The sequence below is a fragment of the Brevibacillus sp. DP1.3A genome (assembly GCF_013284245.2).
Classification (GTDB): domain Bacteria; phylum Bacillota; class Bacilli; order Brevibacillales; family Brevibacillaceae; genus Brevibacillus.
This window is the reverse complement of record NZ_CP085876.1, coordinates 6,554,978-6,573,651: the sequence shown is the minus strand read 5'-3', so window position 1 is coordinate 6,573,651 and position 18,674 is coordinate 6,554,978. Positions and strand designations below refer to the sequence as shown.

Genomic DNA, 18,674 nt, shown 5'->3' with positions numbered 1-18,674 from the left:
GATGAAAGTCATTTTTCTTCAAGATGTAAAAGGCCAAGGGAAAAAAGGCGAAGTTAAGGATTTGTCAGAGGGCTATGTACGCAACTTCTTGTTGCCAAAGAAGCTGGTAAAAGAAGCGACAGATAGCAACGTGAAAACGCTCGACGCTCAAAAGCGCAGCGAAGATAAGCGCAAGGAGCAAGAAAAGCTGGATGCTCAGGAGCTGGGCAAAAAGCTGGAAGAGCTGACAGTGAAAGTAGCAGGAAAAGCAGGCGAAGGTGGTCGCTTGTTTGGGGCAATTTCCAGCAAACAAGTAGCGCAAGCGCTGGAAGATCAGTATAAAATCAAAGTAGACAAGCGTAAGCTCGAAATGGATGCAATCCGTGCTTTGGGCGTAACGCAAATCAAAGTAAAACTGCACAACGAAGTAACCGTGACTCTGAAAGTACACGTTGTGGAAGAATAATGTCTCAATTGTGGGGGGTGTGACGTGAGCGACCTGTTTTTGGATCGTGTGCCGCCACAGAACAAGGAAGCGGAACAATCGGTACTGGGTGCCGTGTTCTTGTCTAAGGAAGCTTTAATCACGGCCATTGAGATTCTCCGTCCGGAGGATTTTTACAAGACAGCGCATCAGCGCATCTTTCAAACGATGGTGGACCTGTATGAAAAAGGCGAACCTGTCGATCTGGTTACTGTTACAGCGGATCTACAGGACCACAAGCTGCTGGATGAAGTCGGCGGGGTTACGTATCTCACGGAAATCGCCAGCTCAGTTCCAACGGCTGCCAACATCGAATACTACGCAAAAATTGTAGAAGAAAAATCGCTACTTCGGCGATTGATTCATACAGCTACCAAGATTGCCAATGACGGATACTCCCGTGAGGATGATGTCACGCAGATCATCGCGGATGCGGAGAAGTACATCATGGAGATCGGCCAAAATCGCAACAGTGGCGGTTTTACACCGATTCGTGATGCCCTTCTGGAAACGTATGAGCGGATTGAGTTTTTGAGTCAGCGACGCGGTGATATTACGGGGATTTCTACGGGTTATACGGATTTGGATAAGATGACAGCAGGATTGCAGCGCAGTGACCTGATTATCTTGGCAGCCCGTCCTTCCGTAGGGAAGACGGCTTTTGCCTTGAATCTCGCGCAAAACGTAGCAGCCCGTGCAGGTGAGACCGTAGCCATCTTCTCCTTGGAGATGGGTGCTCCTCAGCTGGTACAGCGTATGATTTGTGCGGAGGGCAATCTGGATGCGTCCCGGATGCGTTCAGGGTCACTGGAGGAAGATGATTGGCAAAAGCTGACGATGGCAATTGGTACGCTGGCGAAAGCGCCGATTTACATCGACGATTCACCTGGGGTTACTGTACAGGACATCCGGGCGAAATGCCGTCGCCTTCAAACAGAGAAGGGCTTGGGCTTGATCCTGATCGATTACCTTCAGCTGATTCATGGACGAGGCAAAGGAGATAACCGTCAGCAGGAAGTATCTGAGATCTCTCGTACGCTAAAAGGGATCGCGCGTGAGCTGAACGTGCCGGTTATCGCTCTGTCGCAGTTGAGCCGTGGTGTAGAGCAACGGCAGGACAAGCGACCGATGATGTCCGATATCCGTGAGTCGGGGTCGATTGAGCAGGACGCCGATATCGTTGCCTTCTTGTACCGTGATGACTACTATGACAAGGAATCAGAAAACAAGAATGTCATCGAAGTCATTATCGCCAAACAGCGTAACGGCCCGACCGGAACGGTGGAGTTGGCGTTCTTGAAAGAATTCAACAAATTCGTTAACTTGGATCATCGCTTTCGAAATCAAGCAGGTTAATAGATGGAATGAACGAAAAGCCGGAGAAATTCCGGCTTTTTTTTCTATATTGAATTGCCGAACATATTAAGAACTAACTATATGAATGTTCGTATTTAGCGTTGACATGGGGAGTCTCGTTTAGTAAACTTAGATTGTTTCAGGCCCGAAAAGACATGATAATATCAGGAGGTGTTTTTCGATGTCAACAGTCGTTGTCGTCGGAACCCAGTGGGGCGATGAAGGTAAAGGTAAAATTACAGACTATCTAGCTGAAAGTGCAGAGGTAGTGGCTCGTTATCAAGGCGGTAACAACGCAGGCCATACCATTATTTTTGATGGTAACAAGTATAAGCTGCATTTGATTCCATCCGGAATTTTTTATAGTGATAAGACCTGCGTAATCGGAAACGGTATGGTAATCGATCCGAAAGCATTGGTAAAAGAGCTGGAGTACATTCATAGCTTCGGTTTTTCTACAAGCAATTTGAAAATCAGTGATCGCGCGCATGTGATTCTGCCGTACCACATCAAGCTGGATGGCGTAGAAGAAGATAGCCGCGGTGCTAACAAAATTGGTACGACCCGTAAAGGTATCGGTCCTGCTTACATGGATAAAGCAGCACGTATCGGTATTCGTATCGCTGACTTGTTGGATCGCGAAGAGTTTGCTCGCAAGCTTGAGCGCAACCTGGCAGAGAAAAACATGCTGCTGGAGAAAATGTACAACACAACTGGCTTTGAGCTTCAAGAAATTCTGGATGAATACTTGGCTCTGGCAGAAATCATTCGTCCTTACGTAACTGATACATCTGTTGTCCTCAATGATTCCATTGATAGCGGCAACCGCGTATTGTTTGAAGGCGCACAAGGCGTATTGCTCGATATTGACCAAGGTACGTATCCTTACGTAACGTCCTCCAACCCAATTGCTGGTGGTGTGACTATCGGTTCTGGTGTAGGACCAACTAAGATTCACCAAGTAATCGGGGTTGCAAAAGCTTACACGACGCGTGTAGGTGATGGTCCGTTCCTGACTGAGCTGACTGATGCAACTGGCGACCATATTCGTGAGGTTGGTTTCGAATATGGTACAACAACAGGTCGTCCACGCCGCGTAGGCTGGTTCGACAGTGTAGTCGTTCGTCATGCTCGTCGTGTCAGCGGGATCACCGGTTTGGCGATCACCAAGCTGGATACATTGTCTGGCATTGAGACACTTCGTATTTGCACAGCGTACAAATACAATGGAGAAGTTATCGAAGCGTTCCCAGCGAACCTCAACCTGCTGGCGAAATGTGAGCCAGTTTATGAGGAGTTGCCAGGTTGGACAGAGGATATCACAGGCGTTCGGAATCTGAACGACTTGCCAGAAAACGCTCGTCACTACATTGAGCGCATCACGCAACTGACTGGTATTCCAATGTCGATCTTCTCCGTAGGACCAGATCGTGAACAAACGGTCATTGTTCGTGGCATTTACGGATAAGCTATCGACTATATAATAGAAGAAAGCTGTCGAGCATTCGGCAGCTTTCTTTTTTTTGCAACGGACAGACACGAAACGACACCCTCTGGGCATATGGATAGACATAGGGAGAAATGGAGAGGTGAAAAGTGATGATGGGTTTTGGATTTGACCAAAAGGCCATAAAGCTGCTGGGCAAAAATGTACAGGTAAAGATGATCAATGGCGTCGTCATCAAGGGAACCATGACTCATTTTAACAATGGATACCTATGCTTTATCACCACATACAAACAACCAAATGACGCCGAGAAAACGAAAATACGCAGACTTGCGTTAAAAGACGTTACCTCGATGCAAGAGGTGTGAGTTCACAGATGTCCATAACGAAATAAGCCATCTTTCCTAGTCAGTTAAGGGAAGATGGCTATATTTATTTTAGATCATGCCTCCATACGATCGGATGATCTCAGTCGCAAGATCACCTTGTTCCTCTGGTACCACTGCCGTTAACAAGACACTGCGATTCAAATTGTCATCGCCCCGGTCGGCCATGCCGCTGGCGTCTGGATTTACTGCGGCCATGATGCTTGCATCCCTGCCGCTTGGGAAGTCAGCTGCCAGTGTAAGGTTCCCCAAGCTGGAAAAATCCCCGGATATGGGATTCAAAATATGTTCATTCCCGTCACCAGGGAATTGTCCGATTCTGTCGATCTGAATGATGGAAAAACCAGCTTGTCGAAGTGCTTTTTCTGCCTTTTGGGCACCATCTTCGGTGTGAAATCCTGCAAGAATGTTACGTTCCTTCACGTGTATCAGCCTCCAGATATGATAAATACTACCAATTGTTTGTACATATAGTGACTCTACGTCTATTTTTTTATTCGACAGCAATTTACACTTGATGTTGTCGTTAATCTTATGGTAAAGTCGACATAGTTGGTTTCTTTAGGCAATTTGGCAGATAAATGGAAACTAAATTATGGGATTTACGAACTAGTCGATAAATTAAAAATTTTCAGGAAATGGAACGAGCAAGTTGTATCTGTTTTCAGGAGGGACAAGTTATGCATTGGTCGGAATGGAAGGCCAAGCTGCAGGAACGGTCATCACGAATCGTTCGGGATTGCAGTGATCTGGCGAAACGTACTATGAAACGTACAAGCTCTTACATCCAGTCGCATAAAAAACAATCGCTTTCAATTGCGGCAGGTCTAGTATTGACGATTACTGCTGGAGCATCGGCACAATACTATTACACAAGCAATGTCAATTCTGTCTATCATGTCAGTGTGAACGGCAAAGAGATTGGCGTGGTAAATGATCCAAATGTGATACATAACTGGACAGCATCCAAGCTGGAAGAGGAAAAGGCAAAAACAGGCCTCAACTTGCAATTGGCTGACTATATCACATTCGAAGAAGAGCGTGAATTCAAGGCACCGTTCAATAATGATGCCGCTGTACAAACTCTGGCATCCGTAGCGGATATCAAGGTTCAGGGCGTTAAGCTGACGATTGACGGCAAAGTGGTAGGTTACCTGCCAGACCAGCAATCGGCTGATGAAGTACTGGCTGAAGTGAAACAAAAATATTCCGGAGTTCCTGCAACGACAGGGAAAAAGGCTGTTGTAGCAGCAGCGTCCACAGTCCCAGTCAAACCAAATCCGGTAAAAGAAGTCGCATTTAAAGAAAATGTAGAGATGCAAACCGAAACAATCGATGCATCTCAAATTTTGTCTGCCGATAAACTCGAGGAGTTGCTGGTAAAAGGCACCTTCAAGGATATGAAGCACACGGTCGTAGAAGGCGATTGCATCGGTTGCATCGCGAAGAAATACGGCATTACATCAAAAGATATTTACGCGAACAACCCAGGTGTTACGGAAAATACCGTCCTTAAATTGGGACAAGAAATCAATGTAACCGCAGTGCGTCCACTGGTTACTGTACAAGTCAAAGAAGAAGTAGATCAGCAAGAGGTCATTGCTTTTAATACCCAAATTAAAAATAATGACAAGGTTCCTAAAGGCGAGACTAAGGTCGTACAAGAAGGTAAAAACGGCAGTAAAACAGTTAAGTACGAAGTTGTGAAAGAAAATGGACAAGTAGTTAATCGCAAAGTCATCAAACAAGATGTAACTGTGCAGCCTGTAACCAAAATTATGGAGCGCGGTACAAAAGTAATTCCATCCCGCGGTACAGGTCGTTTGAGCTGGCCTGCTAGCGGGTATATCAGCAGTGGCTTCGGCAAACGTTGGGGCAGCATGCACAAAGGAATTGATATTGCCGGTGCTGGTTCTGTCATGGCGGCAGACAATGGACGTGTCACATTCGCTGGTTGGAATGGTGACTATGGAAAATCGGTTATCATCGACCACGGCAATGGAATGAAGACATTGTACGGTCACATGAGCAGCATTAATGCGAAAGTCGGCGATGTTGTTAGCCAAGGAAAGAAAATCGGCGTAAAGGGTTCTACTGGACAATCGACCGGCGTCCACCTGCATTTTGAGGTTCTACAAAATGGACGAAATCAAAACCCGATTCGTTACTTAAAATAGACAAGTAATTTCTGGATAAGAAAGGGCAACTCTTAGGAGGGGCCCTTTTTTTGTTGGCAGGGATTGAATGCCAAGCCCTTCTTTACACGGCGTACATGGTGTATTGTAGAGGAATAGTGACAGTCGAAGTGGAATCCTTGGAGAGGCAGTTTGCGAGGAAACAGGCGACTGTTGGAACACGTACTTATAGAAAAAGGAGGGCGCAGGATGGCAAAACTCCTCGTAGTTGACGATGAAAAACCGATTGCAGATATTTTGAAATTCACGTTTGAAAAAGAAGGATATCAGGTTGTGTGCGCCTACGATGGTGATGAGGCACTTGTCGTGGTCAAGGATGAGCGACCGGATCTGATTTTACTGGATGTTATGCTTCCAGGCAGAGACGGAATGGACGTATGCCGAACCGTCCGTCAAACGTATGATGTTCCGATCATCATGCTGACTGCCAAAGACTCTGAATTGGATAAAGTACTCGGGCTGGAATTGGGCGCGGATGATTACGTGACGAAGCCATTTAGTACGCGTGAGCTGGTAGCCCGTGTAAAGGCCCATTTGCGCCGTAACCGCTCGAAAGTGGAAGAGAAGGATAGCCAGCATGTACTGCGCGTGCATGAGCTGGAAATCGATTTGAACTCGTATACCGTCGAAAAGGTGGGAGAAGCGTTAGAGCTGACGCACCGTGAGTTTGAGCTGCTGGTGTACCTCGCTCGCCATCAGGGACAAGTATTGACGCGAGAGCATCTCCTGCAATCGGTCTGGGGATTCGACTATTTTGGCGATGTGCGGACGGTAGATGTGACCATCCGTCGTTTGCGGGAAAAAATCGAGGATGATCCGAGCCAGCCGAAGTACATTATCACGCGGCGTGGTTTGGGCTATACATTACGCAATCCCGGCATGGGAGGCCAGCCTGGATGAGGCGGCTGTTCAAAACCGTTCAGTGGAAAATGGTCATCATTTACATGCTGTTGATTTTGCTTGCAATGCAATTCATTAGCGCGTATTTTGCCCGGGAAGTCGAGAGCTACTACATCAACAACTTTTCCGAGGCCTTGAATGGACAAGCTAGTTTGTTAGCGAGTTTGCTGGAAAGCGATTTGCGCCCGCATGACGGGAAGGAATCCAACACCGAACAAAACCGACAGTACATCGACAACCTGATCAACAACCTGGTAAAAATTAATGGAGCGAATGTACAGGTCATTGATCAGACAAGAACGGTGGTTGCGACGACAGAGGACAAAAGTACAATTGGACAGCGGACCTCGCAGCCTGAGGTGACGGTTGCCTTGCTCGGGACGCGCAGTGAATCGATGCGGATCGATCCGAAGACAGGGGCGCGGGTGAAAGTATTGGCACTACCTGTTAAGGGCGATCAAATCGTATACGGAGCGGTCTACATGATCGCTTCGATGGAAGGCACTTATGCGACGATTGGTAAAATGAACGGCATCTTGGGGACAGGTACGATGATCGCCATGGTCATTACGGCGGTGCTCGGGGTCGTGTTGGCCCGCACCATCACCAAGCCTGTGAAGGAGATGACCCGTCAGGCACGATTGGTGGCAGACGGGGATTTTAACAGTAGTGTACGTGTCTATAGCGATGATGAAATTGGCCAGCTCGGTATGGCCTTTAATCATATGACCTTGCGATTGCAGGAAGCGATCTTGCAGCAAGAGGAAGAGCGTGAGAAGCTCGCAGGAATTTTGAGCAACATGACGGACGGTGTTATTGCCGCTAACCGGAATGGACAGATCATCCTGTTTAATCGAGCTGCAGAAGATATGTTACAGGTGACGATGGCTGACGTCCTTCTCAAGAGACGCACCTTGTATGATCTATTGGGTCTGCCGCCAGAAGATGAGATGTCGCTCTATGCGCAGGAAGAGCCCCTTTTCATTGAGATGACGCTGCCGAATAAGGAAGAAGTGATCCTGCGTGTGACGTTTACGCCCTTGCAGCACGATAGCAAAAAAATGGGCGGGATCATCGCTGTCGTAGCTGATGTGACGGAGCAGCAACGACTGGAGCAGCAGCGCCGCGAATTCGTGGCGAATGTGTCACATGAGCTGCGGACACCACTGACGACCATTAAAAGCTATGTGGAAGCGCTGCTGGATGGCGCAGTGGAAGAGCCAGAGCTGTCCCAACGGTTCTTGAAGGTTACGTCGTCGGAGACAGAGCGCATGATTCGCTTGGTAAACGATTTGTTGCAGCTATCGCGTTTTGATTCGCAGGGGGTTCGTTTGCATTGCAAGGAAGCGGACATCAATCGATTGCTTCGCTATGCTGCTGATCGTTTTTCCATGTTCAGTGAGCAACAGGAGGTTCAGCTCAGCCTGGATATGCCGAGTAAGCTTCCGCCGGTTTATATTGATTTGGATGCAATCAATCAAGTATTGGATAATCTTTTGTCCAATGCGATCAAGTATACGCCTCAAGGAGGCACCGTGGTTCTCATGGCAAAAGAGAACCACAAGCAAAAGCGGGTACAAGTCTCCATCACCGACACAGGAATCGGTATTCCCAGCCGCGATTTGAAGCGAATCTTTGAGCGCTTCTACCGCGTAGACAAGGCGCGTTCGCGCGGTCAGGGTGGAACGGGTCTGGGATTGGCGATTGCTCGCGAATTAGTACAGGCACACGGTGCAGATATCGAGATTACGAGCGAATGGAACGTGGGAACGACAGTCACGTTCTGGGTGCCATTTGCCCAAGGGGGAAAAACGGGATGAAGCGGATGCTAGAGCCTGCCAAGACCGTCTTACTCAATCTGCTAGTGCTAGCCAGCTTTGTTTTGACAGCGATGTTGTGGTCGAATCAACCTAACCTCCAATTTATTGAGCCGGCAGAGTACACGCAGTCAAAGCCAGTTCAGGAAAAACAACTCGAACAGCTCGTTACGCCGGAATCCGTTGTTTTTCACTATGGGGAAGATCGCCATACGAAAGCATCCGCAACCGATGCTCCTTACAGTTTGATCGTGCGAGAAATGTCGAAATGGATCTTCCTCGATTTTTCTCCGCTCACCATCTCCAATGAGAAATGGGAAGATATTGCCCGGGAAAAGATGGGTTTGGAAGTGCGCTTTCGGAGCACGGTTCCCTTGTCAATTGTAGGTCGGCTGGTAACCTTTCGGGATGAGTTTGACAACCGAATGAAAGGGATTGACCGATTGTGGTTGTACTACGAGAAGGACGAGGATGTCGTCTACGCGTTATTTTTGTCGACTGAGGAAGGTCGAATGATGCGTTCTCGAACGTCGATCAGTCCTAAGGATTTGCGAGAATCGTATCTGGCTTCTGGTGATTTAATGCCTGAGCAAATCATGAAAATCGTCAAACCAGAGCGAAGCTTCGTAGATTTGGAAGGCACTGCGCTGATGTGGAGCACTTACTATTTGCCCAAGAATCAGATGCGCATGCAGCAATTCCGCTACAGCTACGTACCTGTTACGAATGATAGACTAATCGAGTCCTACTTTATCGATCAGTCGCTCGTCAGACAGATCATGGAGCGGGACAAAACGGTTATTTTTACAGATGGCAGCAGATCGATTCAATTGAGATCGGAGCAGCAGGCGTTCACGTTTACTGATCCGGCGTACCAACAGCGGGATCAGGAGCTGTCTGATGAAGAAAAAGTGCAGAGTGCGGTTACCTTCATGAATAAGCACTTGGGCTGGCTTGATGATTATCATTTTGAACGAATCAAGAAGAGCTACAATGAAAAAGACTTGATCACGTTCCGCCAGTACTTGGGGGCGTATCCCTTGATCAGTGAGGGGGAGGCCAAGCAAATCGATACGATCCAAATTACTTCAGAAGCAGGCCAGGTTGTGACGATGAGCCGATCGCTGCTGGATTTGGACAAGTATATCGATAACAAAGAGTGGACGGTTATGTCTGGTCCAGAGCTGTATCAATATATCCGCGACAAAAAGCTGGCGGACACAGAAAAAATCACCAACGCTTATTTGGCTTACCATACCAAAGTTGGTGAAGGATACGTAGACCTGATGCCAATCTGGGTGGTGGAATTGGCGAATCAGGCGAACCTGTATATTTCTGCGCACACCAAGCAGGGAGGAGGGAAGGCGCATGGATTGGAGTAGGACGAAGACGATTCTGATCTGGGCCTTTCTTCTCCTCGATTTGTTTCTCCTGTATCAGGTGTATGTGACGCGCATTAGTCTGTGGAATGACAAGGAAGTCGCACAGAGCGAGAAATGGAATACAGAGCTATACTTGAATCAGCAAAATATCACATTGGATACAGAAGTGCCGCAGGATACACCGGAAATGTCCAATTTGGATGCCGAGTATATCGGAATTAATCCGATTTCCTTGCATGAGATATCAGGACTTCAGGCGACGGTAGAAAAGATGGCGCTGGCTGCCAAGCTGGACCCACCGATACAGATTCGTGGTCAACTGAATCCTCAGGAGCTCTTGCGTCAAATTGGTCCAAGGCTGATTTATTCCGATCAATACGTAGCCGATCCGTATCAATCGAATCAAGCGCGGCTCTTGTATTGGCAGGTCTATGATAAAATGCCAGTATTCGTCGCGCCGTTGGAAATGTATTTGGACAACGGAACGATACTCGGATACAGGCAGACCTTTTTCCACCTTCGCAAGCAGCAGGGGGAACGACAGGTGATCTCTGGTTATGCGGCACTACGCTCTCTGGTGGACAAGCAAATCATTTCACCAGGGGAACGGATTGAGAATGTGAGCCTGGGTTATTACGGTTCTTACGATGCGGATATTCAGACGCTGGTGCCTGTATGGCGCGTGGTTCACGATGGCAAATGGCATTTTGTCAACGCGATTACAGGAGCTTTGGAGCGTCCGATGGTAACGCAGCGCTGAATAGATAGACAACCTGGGAAAGATACGGGAAGAGGGATGTTCGGTGAGATTTAGTGTGTTGGCAAGCGGGAGTACGGGCAATGCCATTTACGTGGCAACAGACCGTATTTCCGTATTGATCGATGTAGGCATTACAGGAAAGCAGGCAGAAGCGGCACTGGAGACCATTGGCGTCAATCCAGCAGAGCTCAGCGCTATTCTCGTCACCCATGAGCACGTCGACCATATTAAAGGAGTCGGCGTCATGGCGCGGCGATATGGCTTGCCGATTTACGCCAATGATAAGACATGGTCGGAGCTTGATGGGCAAATCGGGACGATCAAGGAAGATCAGCGACGCTTCTTTTCTGTGGGGGAAAAGAAAGAGTTAGAGGATTTGGGCATCGAGTCATTCGGAATCTCGCACGATGCCGCCGAGCCAATGGGCTTCTGTTTTTATCATGGCAAGAAAAAGCTCAGTGTCGCGACTGACCTGGGGTATGTCAGCGATCGGATCAAGGAGACGATTCGTGGAGCAGATGCGTATGTGTTCGAGTCCAATCATGACGTTGAGCTGTTACGCATGTCCCAGTATCCTTGGAGCATCAAGCGACGTATCTTGAGTGATGTCGGGCACTTGTCCAACGAAGCGGCGGGCGATGCTTTGCTCGATTGTCTAACAGGTGGGTCAGAACGTGTATACCTCGCCCACTTGAGTAAGGAAAACAATATGATTGATTTGGCCCGACTGACGGTCAAAAACATCTTGGAGGAGCGGGGGCTGTCTGTTGGTGACGATGTGCATCTACGCGATACGTACCCGGATCGACCTACCAAGCTGGAAGAGCTATAAGATCGGTTTGATCCCCGCTTGACGACTGGTCATACGCTCTGTGAGCTTCGCGTACGTATCGATATGGAAAGTTAATTGTGTATCGAGCTCATTCACTTTGGCAGTCAGCTCGTCATGTGTCAGCAGTCCTTTGGCTACTAGCAGCTCGATAAGGGCATGTAGGACAAGCGTATTGTGGTAGTCTACTTCCTGAAGGTCAGCCAGCTTGGCGATGAGATGGACTTCTTTCAAGTCTATCAATCCTTTCTATTTGGTCTGGTAGGAAAAAGCTTTTAATCTATCATATCCGTGCTCTCGGAGAAATATTCCGGGAGCTTTTTTCTATTCCACAACCTTTCCATAATTCTCACGCCATTTTGCCGAAAGCGGGTCGTATACTAAGGGTGTCAAAAGGAAACAGACATCAACGAAATCAATCATGCAAACTAATTAAGGCGCATGTCATTGTGTATACGAGCTTGAAAAACCTGCAAAACTAGTAATGGTAGAAGATAGAAAGGAGAGTATGAATCATGGGTTTTTATGATGATTTAACTCACGTGGAGCGAAAGAAACAACGCGGTTCTGGCATTGGACGTATGGTCGTGACGTCGGTAACGTCCGCGGTGATTGGGGGGATGGTCGTCCTGCTCACGCTGCCGACTCTCTCCAATGCGGGATATATTAATATGGTTAAGCCTGGTACAGAAAATGCGATAAGCAATAATTCCTCCGCTTCTAGCCTGTTTGCTAAGCCAGTATCTGTAAGTGTGGGATCGGGTACAGTAGATGCGGTGAAAAAAGTGGAAAATGCGATCGTTGGGGTAATCAACATCGGTCAGCGCAGAAACAGTTGGATGCAGAACTCGATGGATGTCGAGCAGGGCCAAGGCTCTGGTGTCATTTTTGAGAAAAAAGGCGGAAAAGCCTACATCGTTACCAACTACCATGTAATCGATAAAGCGCAAAAGCTGGAAATCGCCCTGCCAACGGGTGAAAAAGTATCGGCAAAAGTGGTCGGCGCCGATGGTTACACCGATCTGGCTGTATTGGAAATCGACGGGTCCAAAGTTACGGACGTTGCTGAGTTTGGTGATTCTTCAACCTTACAGGTGGGCGAACCAGCCATTGCCATCGGGAACCCATTGGGAATGCAGTTCTCCCGGACGGTTACACAAGGCATCATCAGTTCCAAGGAACGCTCCATGCCAATGGACTTTAACGAAGATGGCCAGGACGACTGGGAGCTGGACGTTATTCAAACAGATGCAGCGATCAACCCTGGTAACAGTGGTGGCGCCCTCGTGAACATCGAGGGTCAGGTCATCGGGATTAACACCTTGAAAATTTCGAAGGCAGGTGTCGAAGGGTTAGGTTTTGCCCTCCCGATCAATGATGTCAAAGTGATCGTCGACCAGCTGATGGAAAAAGGCACGCTGGCACGTTCTTACCTTGGTGTTCAGCCACTCGACCTAGCCAATGTTCCACGCTACGAATGGCAAGAAACCTTGAATCTGCCTGAAAATGTGAAAGCTGGCGTCGTCGTGCAAACGGAGGTAGGCAAATTCTCTCCTGCGGGTGAAGCAGGCTTGAGACAATTCGATGTCATCGTCAAGCTGGATGACAAGAACATTTCCAACAGTGCTCAGCTGCGCAAGTACTTGACGATGAGCAAAAAGCCGGGCGATACGATGGACGTTACGTACTATCGTGACGGTATTCAGAAGACTGCCAAAGTGAAGCTGACCGCTCCACCACAGCAGTAAGAGGTACTGACCTTTGCGGGCAGGCATGTGAAGGAAACAAACCTTGACGGGCAATTCCGGGATGCATTTTGTCCCGTTTGCATATATGCAGCATCTGAAGTTCCCCCCCTCTATCTATTTTTAAATAGATCCCTTCTTAAGAGCGCCGAGCTGATACGGGGCTCTCTTTTTTTTGTTCGTTGACCGGGCTTTGGTGGAGGAGAGAAAAAAGAAGAAAACGCTCAAGTTCTTGGGCTACCTGCTGGGAGGCGGTTCTGCCCAGCTCCATGTAAAAAAAGAAACCCGCGTCCAAAGTCGCGCAGCTACGCAGTGTCTCAGAGGTGGACGCTAAAGGCAGGTTTCTTTTTTTCCATTGCGCTTCGGATGGTATCCCAAAGACTTTCGCCGTTTTCTTCTTTTTTCTCTCTACTGAGGCTTATCTGTGCAAACTCATCGATGTCTTTTTGGCGGATTCATTTGTTTTGTTGCTGTTCTGGGGTAGAATAGGAAGCGACATTATTGAACGGAAAAGAGGTATTCGATATGGACATGAAGATGAAAAGCTTACAAATAGAAGGCAAAGAAGTTGAGTTGTTGGTGGAATATCCGGTGCGATTTGCTTGCATGGAGCATTTGGAGCAGGAGTTGGATGATTACGTAAATGATTTTGAGGCGGCACCGGATACGTATACGGCACAGGCGATTGAGGGCGATGGAGTAGACAAGCGTTGTCGGGAATGTGGAGAGCCTGCGCAGATTGCGCTTTTGAAAGAGAAGGGAATCTAAGATCATGCAAATTTCAATTATTACGGTAGGGAAGCTGAAGGAGAAATATTTGCGTGAGGGCATTGATGAATACAGCAAGCGTCTGTCTGCTTACTGCAAGCTGCAAGTGATCGAGGTCAATGATGAAAAGGCACCGGAAGAGATGAGTGCGGCGGAGATGGAGCAGGTGAAGCGCAAGGAAGGCGAGCGTATCCTGGCGCAGATCAAGCAGGATCAGTATGTGATTGCATTGGCGATTGATGGGCAAATGTGGTCGTCGGAGAAGCTGTCTGCGGAGATGGACAAGCTGGCTTTGCATGGGCGTAGTCAGGTGGCTTTTGTGATTGGCGGGTCGTTGGGGTTGGCTGATCAGGTGTTGAAGCGGGCCGATGCGCTGTTGTCGTTTTCGAAGATGACGTTTCCGCATCAGTTGGTGCGGTTAATACTACTTGAGCAGGTTTATCGGGCGTTTCGGATTAGTCGGGGGGAGCCTTATCACAAATAGTGGTAAAGCAGCCGATCGAGCTAGAAGTACAGTTGATAAGAAAGTAGTATTTACTTGAGAAAAGAACAAAATGACCGGAGGGGGCAGGGAAGACTCCGTTCGGTCTTGTAAAATAAGAGAGGATACGTTGCAAATCAACGTAATATATAAATGCGCGTAGATCGATTACTATCCATGTTACTGATTATCTCAAAAAGAGGTACGGTTACAGGCAAAGAGCTTGCGGAACATTTTGAGGTGTCCATACGAACAATCTACAGAGATATAGAAAAGTTAGGTGAAGCAGGTATCCCAATCGCATCCATTGGTGGTAAAGGTGGGGGCTATTACATTATGGAAAACTATAATGTGGACAATCTTTTTTTAAACAAAGATGAAGCTTCTACTTTCATGGCGATAATGAATAATCTAAGTTTTCTATTTGGGAGAAACACAACGTTTCATGATACTGTTTTAAAGATCGAGAATACGCTTAAACAAGAAAAGAATACAAGCAAGTTAGACATTAATCTGTCCCATTTCAGTATGGAAAATGAATTAAAGGAATACCTGCTTCTATTAAACAATGCTATTGAAAAAAATAAGCTAGTGGTATTCGAATATATCAACAGAAGTATGGAATATTTCGAAAGAACTGTAGAACCGTTTCAAATTACATTTTCCGCGGGTCAATGGTATTTAGTGGGCTTTTGCAAAGAAAGAAATGACTACAGAAGGTTCAAGCTAGTACGGATCAAGAATTTGAAAATGGGTGAGAACTTCGAAAAAAAGGATATCTCAAATGAAGAAATCCAGGAAATAATTAGGAATAGCTATCTTACGCGAGGCATAACCGTTACCTTAAAGTTTGCTCATAAAATGGGAGAGCAATTAACTGAGTATTTTCAAAAAGAGAAAATAACTAAAACACATAACAATCAATATATCGTTGTGGATCAATTTCCATATGAGGAGGGATTACTGAAATTTATTTTAAGCTTTGGTAAGGAATGCGAGATATTGGAGCCCTGTTATTTGAGAAATGAATTACAAGAATATATAAAAACAATATTGCTACCATACAATGACTGACATACAGGTGTCAGTTATTTTGTTTTATAGTAGGGGTGTAAGTAGTCCGGAAATGGCGTATATTCAAGGGGATGAGATAGTTGAGCAATACAAGGATGAAACTCATGATAGACCTGCAAAGAATTGAGAAGGAACATTACCAGCTTCGTGAATGTGAGCGGACACAGGATTTTTTAACTCTAATGCTGCAATTTATCGGGGATCCTCAACCGGAATTACGGGATGAACTGATCTATCCGACACTGTATAAATGGATTTATGAAGAGAATCGGTTTACGGAAACGGAATTGAGCACTCTTCTGGCAATTCTGACCGATGAGCATCATTTGTTCTATCATATTGGTAGCGAAGGTGATCAGTCTGTATTTACAAGGACGTTCTCTGTTCTGCCAGTAGCTTTAATAGTACGGCTTCACAGCAAGAAGCCTTTTCTGGATTATGCTGAATACCAGAATCTTAAGCATTCACTGCTCCGCTATTATAAGGAGGAAAAGGATCTGCGCGGCTATCTGCCTGAAGGAGGCTGGGCTCATAGTGCGTCACACGGTGCGGATGCTTTGCTGGAGCTGGTCAAGTGCCCGGAGAGCGATACAGCGGTACAGATTGAAGTACTTGCTGCTATTGAGGGGATGCTCCATAACGGGAAACAAATTTTTAGCGATGAGGATGATGAGCGGATCGCCAGTATCGTGGATACCATGATTGAAAAGGGTCTGCTTCCACAGCAGGAGATCGCTGACTGGATAAGCGGTTTGACAAAATGCGTCGACTGGCCGAGAAGCTACGTTCAGACGATCGCCCGTGTGAACAGTAAAAATCTTTTGCGTAGTCTATATTTCAGAAGAGGACAGGGCAGCCGCGGAAATATTCTTGCCGCTGTCATACTTGCTGCAGAGACGAAATTGAACAAGTTTGCGACTGGAAGATATTGAATTCATCCTTTCCGAAAGCTGCTTTTTTGCAAATTTCAATGAAAGTGCCGTCCCACAAAGGATCGCCGTGACCGTTATAGACAACGCGGAGGAACCGTACCATAAGTAACGGCGAAAAATCGTAAAAGGGAGAACGACCTCTATGGCGTTCTCCCTTTTGCTTTGCGGGATGATAATATGTTATTTTCGAGCCCGATTCTACTCATATATAGCCTCTCTTATCTTCTATTTGTGCATAAGCCTCACTCAAGCCAATTGACTTATGATACTCCCTCTCTACTTCTTGCATCCTAAGGATTGAGCTTTAGCCGATCCCAGGGAGAGGTATACAGTTCCAACAAGGTTTCCCATTTTCGTAGTATGATTATGTCGAGAAAAGATGGAACACGCGAAAAGGCGGGAGACAATGAACGAATTGCTGAAAGAAGCGCTGGGAGAGATGAAAACAGCCATTCATAAATGGTTTGACGAACAGGAGAATCGAAAGGACGCAGAGGAAGTGGTCTTACGCACCACGCTGCAAGTAGGCATCTTTAACTTTGTCATGATGGATTATCGGCCGGGCAGGACTAGGGTTGATAGTTCGAAATCTGTGGGGAGTGCCGCAGGCAAAAAGTCGATGAAAGCTTCGCCCTTTACGCGGGAGCAGATTTTGCATGAGGTTCAGCCCCTGCTGGCGGAAATCGTAAGGGAGAGGCTGGACAAGCTGGAAACGTCGCCGTTGATCAACTACCGTTTTACCTTCCAAGGAACCTTCGCAACGATGGACGGGCTTGTGGAATTAACGGTGCTGGAAACTGTATATGAAGAGAAAAAGCGGCAGCTTCTGGAGCGAATTCAGTCCTATATGGAGGAAAAACTGGAGAAGGGCTCTTACCCGACAAACAGGCGGGAAACCTTCTTTTTGGCGCGTCATCTGCTGGATCCGTATTTGTTCCCCGAACCGGAAGCTGCAAAGACGATAGCTTTATTTGACCGGATTCAGGAGTTGAATAAAGAACGGGTTGAGGCTCTCGCGGAGCATCGAAGAGATATCATTAGGGCTTTGACCGGCTGGGCCGAGCATGTATTTTTGCCGCGTTACTATGACGTCACCCGTTCCGAATACAGGACCAATGAGTATGTGATCAAGCCGGATGCTGTTTTTGAGAATAAGGATGAGCCGAATCAGCCTATCGACCTTCTGTTGTACGGAGCGGTGATGATTATTCGTTACGAGCCGGAATTCAGCAAATTCATGGGCCAGACTTTTCTGGAGCTGGCGAAGCAGCTTGGCAGCGGTAAAGCCGCGCGTATGCTGAAGGATGGCAGCGACAGCTTCTCGCAAGAAGACGTCCATTTGCGCCATGAATTGGTCGAATGCAAAGCTAACGATGTTTTTTCTCTCTTCACAATCGTTATTCGCAAGGAAGAAGCCAGGGCGTACGAGCGGGCGATTTCGTTTATTCTCTCCCTGCTCCGAAAGGACTTCCCGAAAAGCTACAAAATCAAGTTAAAATCCAGCGTGAGAGAGTATTTGCCCATCAAGGGGCTAGCCAAATCGGACACGCACCGTTTTTTTGCGAATGCTCTGGCTTATTCCGAGCTGCATCCTTTATTGGAGGAATACGCTCGTGAGGCGATGGAAGAGCATGAATGGTACGAGGATACGGAAAGCGAAAGAAGCGTAATGCCTGGCAGTTATGCTGTGTTCGGGCTGGGGCTTTCGTCCGAGCGGTATTTTCCGCTTGTTGAAGCTTACATGGACCTTGTGGATGATGAGCATCAGCTGGTGCATGACAAGTTCACAGCCGTTTTTGCCGAAACCTATGGCATAACGGAACACTCGACTCCCACCTTGATCGCCTGCCTGCTACGCTCCCACGATTCGCTAAAGCTGAAGATTCAGCCGGAGCTGGAAAGCGAAGACAAGCTGTCGCTATTCGTACAACAAATAGAGACTCTGTCGGATGATGAGGTCGAGCGGGTACTGTACCCGATTTGGGGCAAGGCGGAGAAGCTGGCTGCATTGGCTCGCAAGGCGCGGGGACCGCACAAGGAGCTTATAATTCGTCTGCAAAAGGCGGCGGGTATAGCCTGACGGTGGCTCGGTGAAAGTGGCATTGATAAGTATGCTTTTGAGAGGTTAAGCGTAGTTAA

General features: G+C 47.3%; 18 protein-coding genes. 16 read left to right on the top strand and 2 right to left on the bottom strand.

The genetic code is table 11. The annotated features are described in order from the left end of the window. Position 1: 1 nt before the first annotated feature. The 4 genes from rplI (at position 2) to HP399_RS30340 (ending at position 3,634) form a co-directional block, all read left to right on the top strand. Complete coding sequence (rplI, locus tag HP399_RS30355; protein ID WP_173620476.1) at positions 2–445, top strand: 50S ribosomal protein L9; 444 nt, start codon at positions 2–4, stop codon at positions 443–445. A 24-nt stretch (positions 446–469) separates the two neighbouring features. After that, positions 470–1,819 carry a replicative DNA helicase gene (gene dnaB, locus HP399_RS30350; protein WP_017246818.1) on the top strand — a complete coding sequence of 450 codons (1,350 nt, stop codon included), beginning with the start codon at positions 470–472 and terminating at the stop codon, positions 1,817–1,819. Positions 1,820–2,000: 181 nt separating this feature from the next. Continuing rightward, entirely contained in the window at positions 2,001–3,287 is a 1,287-nt protein-coding gene (locus HP399_RS30345) for an adenylosuccinate synthase (protein ID WP_173620367.1), read from the top strand. Positions 3,288–3,418: 131 nt separating this feature from the next. After that, positions 3,419–3,634, top strand: a complete 216-nt coding sequence (locus HP399_RS30340) for a hypothetical protein (protein ID WP_173620477.1) — start codon at positions 3,419–3,421, stop codon at positions 3,632–3,634. A 69-nt stretch (positions 3,635–3,703) separates the two neighbouring features. Here the strand turns inward: HP399_RS30340 and HP399_RS30335 are convergent, their stop codons facing one another. Next, a complete protein-coding gene (locus HP399_RS30335; protein ID WP_173620368.1) occupies positions 3,704–4,159 on the bottom strand; it encodes a hypothetical protein in 456 nt (151 codons plus the stop codon). A 173-nt stretch (positions 4,160–4,332) separates the two neighbouring features. On the opposite strand from HP399_RS30335, the gene HP399_RS30330 reads away from it, so the two are divergent. The 6 genes from HP399_RS30330 (at position 4,333) to HP399_RS30305 (ending at position 11,538) form a co-directional block, all read left to right on the top strand. Next, complete coding sequence (locus tag HP399_RS30330) at positions 4,333–5,829, top strand: LysM peptidoglycan-binding domain-containing M23 family metallopeptidase (protein WP_173620369.1); 1,497 nt, start codon at positions 4,333–4,335, stop codon at positions 5,827–5,829. A gap of 207 nt (positions 5,830–6,036) precedes the next feature. After that, complete coding sequence (gene yycF, locus HP399_RS30325; RefSeq protein WP_007720203.1) at positions 6,037–6,747, top strand: response regulator YycF; 711 nt, start codon at positions 6,037–6,039, stop codon at positions 6,745–6,747. Then, positions 6,744–8,567 carry a cell wall metabolism sensor histidine kinase WalK gene (gene walK, locus HP399_RS30320; RefSeq protein WP_173620370.1) on the top strand — a complete coding sequence of 608 codons (1,824 nt, stop codon included), beginning with the start codon at positions 6,744–6,746 and terminating at the stop codon, positions 8,565–8,567. Before yycF ends, walK begins: the two co-directional genes overlap by 4 nt. Beyond that, entirely contained in the window at positions 8,564–9,946 is a 1,383-nt protein-coding gene (locus HP399_RS30315; RefSeq protein ID WP_173620371.1) for a YycH family regulatory protein, read from the top strand. The genes walK and HP399_RS30315 overlap by 4 nt, the downstream gene beginning before the upstream one ends. Then, the gene (locus HP399_RS30310; protein WP_173620372.1) at positions 9,933–10,706 is read left to right on the top strand and encodes a two-component system regulatory protein YycI; all 774 of its coding nucleotides are present in this window, start codon (positions 9,933–9,935) and stop codon (positions 10,704–10,706) included. Before HP399_RS30315 ends, HP399_RS30310 begins: the two co-directional genes overlap by 14 nt. A gap of 43 nt (positions 10,707–10,749) precedes the next feature. Continuing rightward, positions 10,750–11,538: an MBL fold metallo-hydrolase gene (locus HP399_RS30305; protein WP_173620373.1), complete on the top strand. Its 789-nt coding sequence runs from the start codon at positions 10,750–10,752 to the stop codon at positions 11,536–11,538. Here the strand turns inward: HP399_RS30305 and HP399_RS30300 are convergent. Next, positions 11,533–11,769, bottom strand: coding sequence for a hypothetical protein (locus HP399_RS30300; RefSeq protein ID WP_173620374.1), 237 nt, complete (start codon positions 11,767–11,769; stop codon positions 11,533–11,535). The genes HP399_RS30305 and HP399_RS30300 overlap by 6 nt on opposite strands. Before the next feature lie 281 nt (positions 11,770–12,050). Between HP399_RS30300 and HP399_RS30295 the strand changes: the two genes are divergently transcribed. The 6 genes from HP399_RS30295 to HP399_RS30270 all read left to right on the top strand — a co-directional run bounded on the left by HP399_RS30295 (position 12,051) and on the right by HP399_RS30270 (position 18,615). Beyond that, positions 12,051–13,283 carry a S1C family serine protease gene (locus HP399_RS30295; RefSeq protein ID WP_173620375.1) on the top strand — a complete coding sequence of 411 codons (1,233 nt, stop codon included), beginning with the start codon at positions 12,051–12,053 and terminating at the stop codon, positions 13,281–13,283. Between the two features lie 522 nt (positions 13,284–13,805). Further along, complete coding sequence (locus HP399_RS30290) at positions 13,806–14,048, top strand: CxxH/CxxC protein (RefSeq protein WP_173620478.1); 243 nt, start codon at positions 13,806–13,808, stop codon at positions 14,046–14,048. Between the two features lie 4 nt (positions 14,049–14,052). After that, positions 14,053–14,532, top strand: a complete 480-nt coding sequence (gene rlmH, locus HP399_RS30285) for a 23S rRNA (pseudouridine(1915)-N(3))-methyltransferase RlmH (RefSeq protein WP_048035457.1) — start codon at positions 14,053–14,055, stop codon at positions 14,530–14,532. A gap of 174 nt (positions 14,533–14,706) precedes the next feature. Then, positions 14,707–15,603: a helix-turn-helix transcriptional regulator gene (locus HP399_RS30280; RefSeq protein WP_255653908.1), complete on the top strand. Its 897-nt coding sequence runs from the start codon at positions 14,707–14,709 to the stop codon at positions 15,601–15,603. Positions 15,604–15,683: 80 nt separating this feature from the next. Continuing rightward, a complete protein-coding gene (locus HP399_RS30275) occupies positions 15,684–16,535 on the top strand; it encodes a DUF2785 domain-containing protein (protein ID WP_173620377.1) in 852 nt (283 codons plus the stop codon). A gap of 406 nt (positions 16,536–16,941) precedes the next feature. Further along, complete coding sequence (locus tag HP399_RS30270) at positions 16,942–18,615, top strand: DUF6138 family protein (protein ID WP_173620378.1); 1,674 nt, start codon at positions 16,942–16,944, stop codon at positions 18,613–18,615. Positions 18,616–18,674: the final 59 nt, after the last annotated feature.